The 12,752-nt window shown below is 53.6% G+C and carries 9 protein-coding genes; 5 read left to right on the top strand and 4 right to left on the bottom strand.

Going from position 1 to position 12,752, the window contains the following annotated elements:
• Positions 1-107 precede the first annotated feature (107 nt).
• On the top strand, positions 108-896 hold the full coding sequence (locus EXE42_RS06840) for an FkbM family methyltransferase (RefSeq protein WP_137706171.1): 789 nt from the start codon (positions 108-110) through the stop codon (positions 894-896).
• 6 nt (positions 897-902) lie between these two features.
• Positions 903-1,856, top strand: a complete 954-nt coding sequence (locus tag EXE42_RS06835) for a glycosyltransferase family 2 protein (RefSeq protein WP_137706170.1) — start codon at positions 903-905, stop codon at positions 1,854-1,856.
• A gap of 6 nt (positions 1,857-1,862) precedes the next feature.
• Here EXE42_RS06835 and EXE42_RS06830 read toward each other — a convergent pair whose 3' ends face one another.
• The 3 genes from EXE42_RS06830 to EXE42_RS06820 form a co-directional block, all read right to left on the bottom strand.
• Entirely contained in the window at positions 1,863-3,311 is a 1,449-nt protein-coding gene (locus EXE42_RS06830; RefSeq protein WP_137694904.1) for a lipopolysaccharide biosynthesis protein, read from the bottom strand.
• Positions 3,308-3,919: a glycosyltransferase gene (locus EXE42_RS18520; RefSeq protein ID WP_158293472.1), complete on the bottom strand. Its 612-nt coding sequence runs from the start codon at positions 3,917-3,919 to the stop codon at positions 3,308-3,310. Before EXE42_RS18520 ends, EXE42_RS06830 begins: the two co-directional genes overlap by 4 nt.
• Positions 3,920-4,482: 563 nt before the next feature.
• On the bottom strand, positions 4,483-5,424 hold the full coding sequence (locus tag EXE42_RS06820) for an NAD-dependent epimerase/dehydratase family protein (protein WP_137706169.1): 942 nt from the start codon (positions 5,422-5,424) through the stop codon (positions 4,483-4,485).
• An 89-nt stretch (positions 5,425-5,513) separates the two neighbouring features.
• Between EXE42_RS06820 and EXE42_RS06815 the strand changes: the two genes are divergently transcribed.
• Both EXE42_RS06815 and EXE42_RS06810 read left to right on the top strand, forming a co-directional pair.
• Positions 5,514-6,605 carry a glycosyltransferase family 4 protein gene (locus tag EXE42_RS06815; protein WP_137694901.1) on the top strand — a complete coding sequence of 364 codons (1,092 nt, stop codon included), beginning with the start codon at positions 5,514-5,516 and terminating at the stop codon, positions 6,603-6,605.
• 79 nt (positions 6,606-6,684) lie between these two features.
• Entirely contained in the window at positions 6,685-8,106 is a 1,422-nt protein-coding gene (locus tag EXE42_RS06810) for a sulfatase (RefSeq protein WP_137706168.1), read from the top strand.
• Between the two features lie 79 nt (positions 8,107-8,185).
• On the opposite strand, the gene EXE42_RS06805 is transcribed toward EXE42_RS06810, so the two are convergent.
• Positions 8,186-9,292 carry a glycosyltransferase gene (locus EXE42_RS06805; RefSeq protein WP_137706167.1) on the bottom strand — a complete coding sequence of 369 codons (1,107 nt, stop codon included), beginning with the start codon at positions 9,290-9,292 and terminating at the stop codon, positions 8,186-8,188.
• Positions 9,293-9,557: 265 nt separating this feature from the next.
• Between EXE42_RS06805 and EXE42_RS06800 the strand changes: the two genes are divergently transcribed.
• Entirely contained in the window at positions 9,558-12,704 is a 3,147-nt protein-coding gene (locus EXE42_RS06800) for an oligosaccharyl transferase, archaeosortase A system-associated (RefSeq protein WP_137706166.1), read from the top strand.
• Positions 12,705-12,752: the final 48 nt, after the last annotated feature.

The following is a 12,752-nucleotide window of genomic DNA, read 5'->3' as shown; positions in this document are numbered from 1 at the left end:
GTGGTTTATAGAAATCGATAATCGAATGATGGGACGGAGCTGTAACTGGATATTCCAGCGATTCCTTATAGATAAGCTTATACAATTCACAGCCACTGAGGTATGTGTTGAAGAAATCGCTCATGATATCACGTCTACCAGGCATCATTGCGTTAAGAAACCTTTACCTTGAGTACCGCAAACCGACTGTAAACATCTCAGTGGACGGAACTAATTGTGACTTCATTATCACGAATCACCAGGAACGAAAGAATATTTTATCTATGGAGGAGGAAAAATCTGTGATTAAGTTGTTTCTCAACGAGATAAAGAATGGTGATGTCTTCTATGATGTTGGCTCAAATGTTGGCCTATACTCATGTTTTGCCTGTAAAAAAGCACAATTGGAGGAAATAGTGGCGTTTGAACCCCAACCAGAAGTCAACGCACGTCTTAAAGAGAACATTGAACAGAACGGGTGCGCAGATAAAACTAAAATTATCAAAGGGGTCTTGGCTGCCGAAAGAGGCAAGCAAAATTTGGTGGTTGACGAATCCGTGCCAGCTACTGGAGCAACCACACATTCAATGTCTCCGGACGCTGACGGGGAACGTATTGAGGTGAAGGCGTATACGGTAGATGAACTAATTACACAGAATGCTTGTTCGTCTCCAGATGTTATGAAGATCGACGTAGAAGGGGCCGAATATGAGGTACTCCAAGGAATGTCACAAGTCCTATCAAAATCGCCACCTAGGGCAATATTCGTCGAAATTCACGACCAAGTCAAACACTTTGGTGCTACTCCTGATGAGGTAAAATCGTTACTTCGGGAGGCAGGCTATCTTCTTGAGGTACTCGATGAACAAGAGAACAGAGAATTTGTCCACGCGAAAGTGGCCAGCAACGGAGGGTAAGAAATCATGGACAGCACAGAGAATGATTCGAAGTCTTTCAGTATCGGCCTAATCACACAGGACCGGCCCTCGGCGATAGAGACAGTCTTGAATAGCCTTGCGCAACAAACACGTACCCCCGACGAAATAATCGTCATCGATGACAGTGACGATGACCGCACAGGGCAAATCGTTTCAGAAGCCAACAAAACGACATTCAACGAACTGGGAGTCAAAGTCCAGTACTTCCAGAACAGTGGAGGGAATCAACCTGTTGCGCGGAACAAAATCCTATCAATTTGTACCGGAGACATTCTTTGTTTCCTTGATGATGATACGTTTGCTCCCCGAAAATGGCTTGAAAGTCTCGTAGAAACGTACAAGCACCATCCAGATGTCGACGCTATCGGTGGACCGGCACTTACAGCTGACGAAAACCTTGAAGTACAACAGGAGTTACTAGAGGTGAGCGAAAATCAAAATCGCTACCTCAAGTACGGCGAAGTACTAGATGAGTCCGACCGGTGGGTTCCACCTTCAGTTACGGAAACTGAAAAATTTAGAGGTGCGAATATGTCGTTCCGTGTATCCGCACTTGAATCTGTGGGGGGGTTTGACGAATCATATAAAGGCAATGGTTATCGTGAGGAAGATGACGTAACTGTCCGGCTTGTACAAGATGGGCGATTGTTGTTGTACAACCCGGAAGCGCTAGTATATCATTTCATCTCGCCAGAAGGGGGAGCAAGACATGGAGACAAGCGTGAACTGGAGTACTGGAAGGGACGAAACATAGTGTACTTCAAACGTAAGAACTTCGCAGATCAGTATTATGTGGCAGTATTACGTCTGTTTCTGTGGACGTCAGGAGAAGTTCCACCAGTGTGGCGCGACGTGATGATGTCTAGGAATTCCAGCGTCTTTTCGAAGATCAGAGGTTACCTCGCGGAGATCCTTGATCCGCGAGATCCTCCCAAATGAGTAGGATCAGACGCCACGATTAGTGAAGCCCTTGAGCACCTCTACAGATGTTTCCCGAAACTGGTTGCTCATGCCAGCTAGGAACAGAGAATACAGTATACATCCGAGAGTAACGTAGAATAATAAAGTTTGCCATCCGGTCACGGGCCATTGTGTGATAATAGTCCCTATGATCGCCATCATAGCTATGGCAGCGACTATTTCCTCAAATAACAATCGGGGTAGAGGGTTAATTGATACAAACCGTCGGAGAAAAATCACGGATAATACATGCTTGAAAGCCTCCGATATGATCAACGAGACAACAATTCCCACCAAGCCAATTTGGTACAATAAAAGAACCATGAGCGGTAGTTTGAGAAGCGTATAGAGGGTACTTATCCGAAGATTTACCTTTGGTTTCCCCATGCCATTAAATACCTGCCAAAGGCTGTGATTCTGTGTTCCGAACACCTCAGATAGCGTAACACCAATGAGAATAATTCCGGCACCACTGAATTTCGAACCAAAGAGAGTTACGACAACCTCAGTCGATAACACAAGCGAGCCAGTGAATAACGGAATTGCTAAAATGCTCGCAAATGATAGTACATTCTCGACATCCTCAGAGATATCGTTTGTTTCTCCCCACAGACGACTCACATTAGCCATAAGTCCGTTGCCAGCTACGTCTGCAACGAAACTAGCTGGTATGGCCACTCTCCGAGCTACTTCGTATAATCCAACTGCTGCTGGTCCCAGCACGGCGCCAATGAGAAGAGGTTCTGCCCGCCGGTGAAGCCTTCCCACCACAAACTCTGGTACGCTAAATCGCGCGTATCGCCACTGAGATCGGAATTCCGACGAATCTGGACTGCTTGGTATCTCTCTCACCGAAAGCGCAAGTGGTACCAGCGAGACGATCGTGGCGAGGGTGAGCCCCAATAGAAGCCCACTCTCTTCCCAGCCAAGGTACACTAATAAGCCTTGGAATCCAAGTGTGATTACCGAACGGATCGAATCAATCCACGTAGCGCGACCGACTCGCCCCCTCGCGTGTACTAGCTTTTCAACCACGACGAACGCTCCCTCAATCACGAGCAACGGTAGAATAAAAATGGAGATATCAATGTCTAAAACGGACGTCAGTAATCCGGATAAAGCAAAAAAGAGCACCATCATAATCGCTACCCAGACAACGAAAACGATGGTGAGGACCCCTAGAACAGTAGTGTGGGTGGGTTCTGGATCGGAAAAACGCTTCTTGGTACCCTCTGCCCATCCGTCGATAGGAAGATAACTCGCATTCGCGATAGCGTATAGCAAGAAGTACTGTCCGAGGATATCAGCACCAAGAACATTTGCGAAGATGATCGTTCCTGCCAATCCACTTCCCGCAGAAAAGACTCTAGCCACGACACCGTGGGTTGTCTCGACGCTGAGCTGTGTGTCGTCAGGAGAGGGTTTGTTCGTCAAGGATCTTTTGATTGACCAAAGATTAATTTACGCCACTGTTCGTTGAAGTGTTCAATACTATATTTGTCACTGGTCGCCTGGATTTCGGCTGGATCCCAATCGATCGAGTAAGCGCGGTCAATGGCGTCACGCATCGCGTCTTTGCCACGGGCAAACAGGACACCGTTCTCCCCATCCGAGATTTGTTGTTTCGTGTATCCCTCACGAACACCGATGACAGGTTTTCCACTTGCGAAAGCTTCTATTGGGACAATGCCGAAATCTTCCGCATAGCTATTGAATAGTAACGCGTCACAATTGGCTAACAGTCGCCGTTTGCGTTCCTCACTAACGTAACCAAGCAACTCAACGTTACTACTCATGAGCTTGGAAAGGCGAGGCTTCAGAGAACCTGTACCTGCGATCTTGAGCGAATAATTCGTGTTGTTGACAGCCCTAACCATCTCCTCAACACCTTTGTGTGGCTCTAACCGGCCAATAAATAGGATATACCCTTTGTTTGCTTCGTGATAAAACTGCTCAGTATTGACAGGAGGATATATGACTGTGTCGGGTTCTCGGTTGTAATATACGCTCATCCTTTGAGAGATCACCTCTGAATTTGCCACGAATGACCGGATACGGGGTATAGTTGACAAGTCGTGAATTCGCATATATGACTGATAGAAACGTTTCACGACACGGATCGGTCCCCACGAATCACGGTAACGCCCTGGAGCACGGTCAAATAGCCATCGAGCCGGTGTATGAATCACGTGATATCGGTGCTGATGAGGAGAGTGGAGAACGGCTTTTGATGTGGCCCCCGTAGTAATAACGACATCATGATGTTCCGGAACCTCAAAGTTTTCGTACACAAGCGCGTCTGCTAGTCCCCAGATCGGTAGTCGGCGTAGTAAACGATCTACAGGTGATTCAGAAAAAGTGTTCACCGTGATATCTGAGTCGATGTCAATACTACATTGGGACGTGTAGAGGGGTGCATCAAGGCATTCCGCTAATGAGATTGCGTACCTCTCTCCACCGCCTTGGAACGTCATCGGGTCATGGATCACACACGGGTTTTCAAAGGACCGCCCTACCGACCTGTGTGCGTGTTCGACGTCATCGTCCGGTACTGTGTGATTACGCATATGTGTAACCTGTCGAGAGGTGGTAAGTGAACCGACGGTTACTGACCCACTGGGCCTTCCGCACTCTCATAGTACTCCTTAAATCGTACCAACCCATCAGACAAACCAACATTTGGTTCAAATCCAAGTTTTTTGATTTTGGAAATATCCGCGTGAAGCCGATCAAGGTCACCCGTCCAGCTTTCCGATGTAAACCTCACCGACGCGTCAACATCACAAACGTCAATAACACTATTAGCAAGCTCCGAAATACTAATGCTCTCGCCGCCACCAAGGTTATAAGCCTCACCCGCAGTGCCACGCTCCGCGACTAGGGTGAGTCCCTGAACTGTGTCGCTAACATAGCAGTAGTCACGGACTTGGTTTCCTGTCCCGAGCACTTCGAGTTCAGAGCTATCTTTCCGAAGCTTCTCGAAGAAATCGTAAATTACGTATCGGGGTTGCCTTGGACCATACGTGTTGAAAATTCGCACACTAACGACATCAAGACCAATTTCGCGGACGTAGGAATTAGCATGTAATTCGCCGGTACGCTTGTGAACACCGTAGGGCGACTGGGGATTTCTCGCTGTGTCTTCTGTTATTGGGACTGTATCAGGTTCGCCATACACCGCGGCTGACGATACAAACACGACACGACACTCGGGATGATCGTGACGTACAGCCTCAAAAACATTTAATGTTCCCTTCACATTTACGTCGCAATCAGTACCTGGATCGTCCCATCCGAGAGAAGTTTCTTTCGTGTGTGCGTTAGCTGCGAGATGGAAAATCAGGTCGGGTGAATCAAGAGCTTCTCGAAGCGCAGCCTTATCCCTGATGTCGACTTTCATGAAATCCGCTTCGTCGTTTACGAATTCGCGACTCCCACTTGAAAGATCGTCTAGGACAAGGACATTGTTCTTGTCGACCAGAGCGTCCACAAGGTGAGAACCGATGAATCCTGCGCCCCCTGTAACAACGATATCTAAATCATGCATACCGAGAGGAAATTCCTCAGTAAACTAAAGATGGCGATTTTAGCAGGACAGACCGAACAACGTATACTACTGGAATTCAGTTCTAATCCATGGCTGAGGACATGAAGCGGATCCTGTGGATCTCCGAATTCCCCCCAGAGAAGGGGGCTATTGCGGACTACTCAAAACACCTCACAAAAGGTCTAGCTGACAGCCATGGATATGAAATTGATATTCTGACCGAATCTGGAGAAAAGCCAGAGGCCCCAGTGTCTGGTGTGACGGTTCGTGGTGAAATTCCACGGTCCTACAATGGGTGGGCAAAAGTGCTTGATCGCGACTATAATGGCATCCAGATACAATTTCCGGTGGGTCGCCTCCGCTATCTCGTCGCTAGAAAGTGGCTCTCCCGTGATGTTCCACCGACGCTCATAACTATCCATGACGTCCCGGGATTTCAGCAGTACTCGTTATTGTTCGGCTCATTCCGGAATCTGATATTTCTCACAGAATCAACCCGTCAAGAGCATATAGCGGCCTATCCGCTCACAGAGCGCCTTCGAGTAAGGAATTATTTCACTGTACCATATCTGGGAATCGAGAAGAGTATCCAAGATAGGATTACTAAGAAACATTTGGGCATAGAGCTGGATGATGAGGCCACAAACGTGGTGTGCCCAGGTTTTGTACATGAAAAGAAAGGATTCCACAAAGTCGTCGACGCACTTCCGCAGCTTAAGAAGAAATATCCTGACATTCACATAACCATCTCCGGAGGGGAACACCGCGGTCACTCCGGAGATTACATGTCAGAATTAGAAAATTCTATCAAACAGCAAGGGCTTTCCGATGATGTGACAATTACAGGGGTGCTCCCAACCGAAGACCACGTAAACGAATACATTCGGCAGGCCGACTGTGTCGTCCTACCTTTTGATGAGATCACTCAAAGCGCCTCGTTGGCAAAGACTCTCGCTCTCGGGTCTGTCCCCGTTACGACACCGCTCCCGTCTCTATCTCCATTGATAGAGAACTATGGGGGGGTCATGATGGAGGCAAATACCATCAATGCCCTTGTAGATGCGGTGGAGACAGCAATCGATTCGCCCCCCACTATTAATTCGACAGGGATTCTGGAAGACTTATGTTGGGAACAAAATGTAGCGGCATACGCTGATATCTATAGTAGAGTTTTCAAGTGAGACAACTCCTCTCGATCTCGCGAGCCAAGTTATCGAAATCAGGAAACAGCTATATGTGCCGTTCAATGAAAGAGGGCATATGACTGATAATGTGAAAAACGTAGTCGTCGTTGTTATTGATGCGTTACGCTGGGACAGAGTAGGCGTGTATGAGATGGAGAACAACCTTACCCCGAGAATTGACTCACTCGCAAAGGAGTCTACTGTGTTTGAAAAGGCTTTCACGACGATTAATGCGACAGATCCTGCGATTACTTCAATTCACACTGGTTGTCATCCGAAAGGACACGGCGTACATAACCACGGAAGCTACATCACTCAGGAAGAAAAGCAAGCAGTTAATGCCACGACACAATTCCCCAAACTGCTTCAAAAAAATGGCTTCTACACGGGAAATTACGGAAGAGTACTGGGTCGGTGGCATAAGTCAGGTTTCGACAGGTACCCGGAGACAGAAGATACCAAGACGCGACTGAGTGAGTGGTTGTACGGTACCAGCGAGTACTTGGGATCAGTCGCGTCTACGATATACAATGCGTTCTCCCCAACAGAAAGCAACGCGGTTGATGCCCTTGTCTCAGACCTAAGCCGCGCTGATCAATTTTACGGTTTTCTTCACTTACTTGATACACACATCCCGTATGAACCAGATTCGAATTCACCGAGGCAGTACCGGGAACAATATGAAGCGGACGAAGTGTCGTTGACAGAACTTGCGGAACGATATCCCGAGGGATCGTGGACAAGCGAACAGTGTTTGGAGTGGAACGAACAGTATTCTGACAACGCGGACCTTACAACGGCTGACATGAACGCGAGGTACGATGCCACAGTAAGAGATGCAGACGCAAAGGTAGGTCAATTAGTAGATCGTATTGAGACAGCTGGGGAACTGGAAGACACAATGATCGTCCTTCTTTCCGACCATGGGGAATCAATGACAGAACACGGGATTATCTACGACCACCATGGACTGTATGACCAAACAGTTCGGATCCCACTCATAGTCTGGCTACCGGAGGAGACGGCGTCTCGTACGGACGAGTTGGTACAAATAACGGACATCGCACCTACCGTACTGGATGCTGTCGATTCTAGTGCCAACTTACAGTCTGATGGATGTTCACTTATGCCTCTGCTTCGCGATAATGGGAAATGGAAGTCCAGACAGGCAGTAACCGCTGAAGAGGCACACACACAGCGAAGAGCCATGATCCGGACGGCAGATTATAAACTGATCGAGTCGCTAGATGAAGACACAGTCTGTCGATACTGTGAGATTGAACACGCGCCAGCGGAGGAACTGTACGACTTACAGTCAGATCCGAGCGAAGATCAGAACATCGCTAAAGAGAGATCCGAAAAAGTGTCAGAATTCAATAAACTACTGGATCAACATCGTGAAGCGCTAACTGAACCCACGCCAACAGACAATGAAGAGGTCAACTATGAAGATGAAGCAGCTGTCATGGAACGACTCGAAGACTTAGGATATAGATAGTGAGGATCGTCTCAGTGATAATATAATGATCAAAGAACATATTAATCGAAACACACCTGAATGCTTCTCAGAAGCAAAATTAGACTTGCTTAAACACCACTTTTCGAAGGCCTTCCTCGAAGTTCGTGTAATCGTACCGTTCCGCAAATTCCTGGATGTCGTCACGGTTGAAGATATTTGTATCGAATGATTGGATCGTTTCTCTGAGATCAGCTACCTCTGGGTCGAAGAGCCTCCCGGTCACCCCCTCTTCAACTTGATACCGGGTGAACCCTTCATTCACTCCGATCAGGGGTTTGCCCGCCATCAGCGCCTCCGCGCCGACGAGACCGAAGTCCTCCTGTGTCGGCGCGTACACGACGGCGGTCGCGGTCGCGACGAGCGACTCGATATCGTCCACGAAGCCGCGGATCTCGATATTGTCGTGTCCGCGAGCCATTCGTTCGAGCTTCTCGCGGTGTTCGCCGTCGCCTGCGACGATCAGGCGCTCATCGAGTCCCTGAAACGCTTCGACGATCAGGTCCATTCGTTTCTCCTTATCGAGCCGAGACCACGTAAGGAAGTACCCCTCGTCTCCCTCGTTTCGCCAGTTCCCGGTTACTGGCGGATACACGACCTCCGCGTCTCGGTCGTAGTAGCGCTGGACGCGATCACGGATGAGCTCACTGTTCGCAACGAACGTGTCCACGTAGTCGACTGCCTCCTTATCGAGGGCACGCCAGAGCTTCGCGTACGCCCTTGCTGCAAACGCGATTCCGGGATAGTCGACGCGGTCCATTCGGTCCCGAAAGAGATCGTACAACCACCGTGGCGGACTGTGAGGGTAGTGGACGATCCGCTGGTGCGTCGCCGGGACGAAATACTTCGAGAGTGGTGCGCTCTCTAATAGGATGTCGTAGGTTTCGAGTTCCGACGTCCCCTGGGTTATGTCGATTGCGACGCTGGTCGTCTCGAAGGGGTTCATCCCACTGTTTCGCCACTCTAATAATTGTCCAGAGACCCCGCTCGTGTACTTTTCCTGTCGGATCGAATAGACATCAATATCTGGTGGGACTTCCGTTCCCTCGGCGACGTACATCGTATAAATGGGGGCATCAAGTACCCGAGCTGCTTCGATGGCAAATGTCTCTCCACCTCCGATACCGGGGAAGCGATCATGAAGGATCGCAACACTCTCATCAGTCATTCTCGACGTTTCCCATCCATGATTCAGTTCCTTGTTGTGTGCTGACGGGACAGACCGGTGAGATTCGGCCCTTCCTAATGTGTTTGCTTAACGTTACCCAGACACGGTAGACGGAGGAGAAATGAATAGACACAGATTCTAAGCCAAATTCCGCAATCGGTCTTAATAACCGTTTCCCTTGGTCAGCACGGATTCGATACGCCTGTAGGGGATTTGGAACCAGATATGACAAGCCTTATGCGCGTTTTGACAGTTCCTTGCGGTAATGAGCGATTCGAGCGACTCGCCGGATGGATCGACGCCGTCCCCCGTCGATCTTCTTACACGGTGGTATCATGTCCCAGCCCTTCTCATCGCAGTGGCGTTCATGCTGTGGACTCGCCTCCGGTCGTATGGGAACTTCGTCCGCGACGGCGAAGTGTACTTCCGCGGCAACGACGCGTGGTACCACCTCCGCGAAACGTCATACCTCTTGGAGAACTGGCCGAACACGATGTCGTTCGACCCGTGGACCGGGTTCCCGTACGGAAACAGTGCGGGGCAGTTCGGCACCCTCTGGGACCACATCATGGCCGTCGGTGTCTGGATCGCCCGACCGATCATGGGCAGCACCGAGGAAGTCATGCTCGTCATGGCGCCCATCGTCGGCGCGCTCGTCGCAGTCCCGACGTACTTCATCGCGCGGCGCTTCGTCGACCGCGTCCCGGCGCTCGCCGGAGCGGCGACGCTCGCCCTCTTCTCGGGAACCTTCCTCCGATACACGCTCGTCGGGTTCCCCGACCACAGCGCGGCCGAGGTCCTCTTCCAGAGCACCGCCGTCCTCGCGTTCCTCGTCGCCTTCGGCGTCGCGGAGCGCGAGAAGCCGGTGTGGGAGCTCGTCGTCGACCGAGATTGGGACGCGCTGAAGCGCCCGCTGGCCTTCGCCGCCGCCGCCGGGGTTGCGCTCGGCCTCTACATGTGGACGTGGCAGCCCGGCGTCCTGCTCGTCGGGATCACCGGAGTCTTCCTCGCAGTGAAAATCACGAGCGACGTCTACCACGGCAAGAGCCCCGAACCGATCGCGTTCGTCGGGGCTGTCGCCATGGCCGTCGCCGGGGCGATGCAACTGGTCCCGCTCGACACGCTGTCGTTCACCCCGACGCAGTACTCGCTCCTCCAGGTGGTCCTCCCGCTCGGCGTCGCGCTCGGTGCGGTCTTCCTCGCGTGGCTCGCCCGTCAGTGGGAGTCGCGCGACCTCGACGCGGCGACCTACCCGCCCGCGGTCGGTGGACTCATCCTCGCGTCGGCGGGCTTCGTCTGGCTCGTACTCCCGTCGCTCTGGTCGACGCTGACCCAGAACCTCCTGAACTTCGTCGGTTTCAGCGCCAACGCACAGTTCCGCACCATCGGCGAAGCGCAACCCCCCCTCCAAGGCGCTTCCTTCTCGGACTTCGTCCTCTCGCAGTACGGGCTTGCCTTCTTCCTCGCGCTCGCCGCGGTCCTCTACATCCTCGCACGTCCCCTCTACCGCTCCGACGACACCAACCACACCCTCTACGTTCTGGCCGCGCTCGCGGTCGTCGGCTCCGTCTACGCGGTCCCGCAGGCGTACAACGCTATCGGCGGCGTCGTCGGCGTCGACTGGCAGGTGATCGGCCTGCTCATCGCCGCCGCCTTCCTCGTCGGCGCGACGCTGCTCGTCGAGTACGACAGCCAAGAGCTGTACTTCGTCGTGTGGGCGGCGTTCATCGGTAGCGCGGCGTTCACGCAGGTCCGCTTCAACTACTACCTCGCCGTCGTCGTCGCGGTCGGAACGGCGTACTTCCTCCAGGTCGCGCTCGACGCCCTGGATCTCACCTCGCTCGACGCGGTCCGCGACGTCGAGGGCTGGCAGGTGCTGACGGTGGTCGCGGTGCTCGCCGTCCTCCTCGTCCCGCTCGTCGGCGTCGCGACCCCGGTCTGGCAGGCGGGCAACTCCAGCCAGCCGGGCAGCGTCGTCCAGTGGGACGAGAGCCTCCAGTGGATGAACGACAACACCCCGGAACCGGGCGAGCTCGAGGGCGCGGACAACCCGATGGAGCCGTACGGCACCTACGAGCGACCGGCCGACGGCGACTTCGAGTATCCGGAGGGCGCCTATGGCGTCATGTCATGGTGGGACTACGGCCACTGGATCACCACGCGCGCCGAGCGCATCCCGAACGCGAACCCGTTCCAGCAGAACGCGGGCGCGGCGGCGGACTACCTCCTCGCACCGAGCGAGGCGGAAGCGGCCGAGGTGCTCGCGAGCCAGAGCACCGAGGGCAACCGGACCCGCTACGTGATGGTCGACTGGCAGATGGCCTCGCCGAACTCCAAGTTCAACGCGCCGGTCACCTTCTACAGCGGCAACGAGACGGTGCGCGACTTCAACGAGCTGCTCTACCAGCGCGTTCAGGGACAGAACGGCCAGCAGGGCGGCCTTCGCCCCGCACTCCAGACGCGGACCCAGCGCTACCACGAGAGCCAGATGATCCGGCTCTACCAACACTACGGGAGCGCGGTCGAGCCGCGGCCGGTCGTGCTGGACTGGGAGTCGCAGACCGCGCAGACGATGTCGGGCGAGCGGGTCCAGATCAAGGTCCTCCCGAGCGAGGGGCAGGTGGTCCGTCGGTTCGATAACCTCTCCGCGGCGCGGTCGTACGTGGAGGCGGACGGATCGGCACAGGTCGGCGGCGTGATGGGCGTTCCGTCCGAGCGGCTCGACGCGCTCGAGCACTACCGGTTAGTTCACGCCACGCGGGCTCCGGGGCGGTCGCCGTACGCGCAGCAGGCACAGATCCTCGCCCAGCGGTTCGGCGTCGACCTCCGGGCGACGTTCGGCGAGTCGCTGTTCGGGGCGTTCACCGACGACTTCGTCAAGACGTTCGAACGCGTGCCGGGCGCGACCGTCGACGGGTCGGGCGCGGCGCCCGGCCAGGAGGTCAAAGCGACCGTCGAACTCCGGAAGCCGGACGGGCAGACGTTCGAGTACACGCAGTACGCGACCGCCGACGAGAACGGGAACTTCGAGTTCACGCTCCCGTACTCGACGACGGGCTACGACGAGTTCGGGCCGGAGAACGGATACACGAACACGAGCGTCCGCGCCACCGGGCCGTACAACATCACCACCGCACAGACGACCGGCGACGACCTGTACACGACTCGGCTGGTCGGGCAGGTCGAGGTGACGGAAGGGCAGGTCGTCGGCGCCGACGACTCGGCAGCCACCGTCGAACTCGAAGAGGAGATCATCGACTGTCCGAGCGGCGACCCCGCGTGTCCCGTCGGCGGCGGTAGCAGCGACGGCGGCGACTCGACGAACTCGACCGACGCGGGCTCGCTGACCGGCGTCGACCCCGCCGCGACGACGGCGACGACCGCGACCGCGGCCGACGCGGCCACGGCCTAGCGCCCGCGACCGACGCGGCCACGCGTTACCCGACCCTTCATTACCGCG

It is taken from the genome of Halorubrum sp. SP3, assembly GCF_005435195.1.
Taxonomy (GTDB): domain Archaea; phylum Halobacteriota; class Halobacteria; order Halobacteriales; family Haloferacaceae; genus Halorubrum; species Halorubrum sodomense.
Note: the sequence above shows the minus strand (reverse complement) of the source record. Positions and strands in the feature narration are given on the sequence as shown.

Excerpts from the sequence above, each read along its gene's own strand:
- EXE42_RS06820 (WP_137706169.1), bottom strand. The coding sequence starts at position 5,424 with ATGCATGATTTAGATATCGTTGTTACAGGGGGCGCAGGATTCATCGGT.
- EXE42_RS06810 (WP_137706168.1), top strand. The coding sequence starts at position 6,685 with ATGACTGATAATGTGAAAAACGTAGTCGTCGTTGTTATTGATGCGTTA.
- EXE42_RS06800 (WP_137706166.1), top strand. The coding sequence starts at position 9,558 with ATGAGCGATTCGAGCGACTCGCCGGATGGATCGACGCCGTCCCCCGTC.
- EXE42_RS06815 (WP_137694901.1), top strand. The coding sequence starts at position 5,514 with ATGGCTGAGGACATGAAGCGGATCCTGTGGATCTCCGAATTCCCCCCA.
- EXE42_RS06805 (WP_137706167.1), bottom strand. The coding sequence starts at position 9,292 with ATGACTGATGAGAGTGTTGCGATCCTTCATGATCGCTTCCCCGGTATC.
- EXE42_RS06835 (WP_137706170.1), top strand. The coding sequence starts at position 903 with ATGGACAGCACAGAGAATGATTCGAAGTCTTTCAGTATCGGCCTAATC.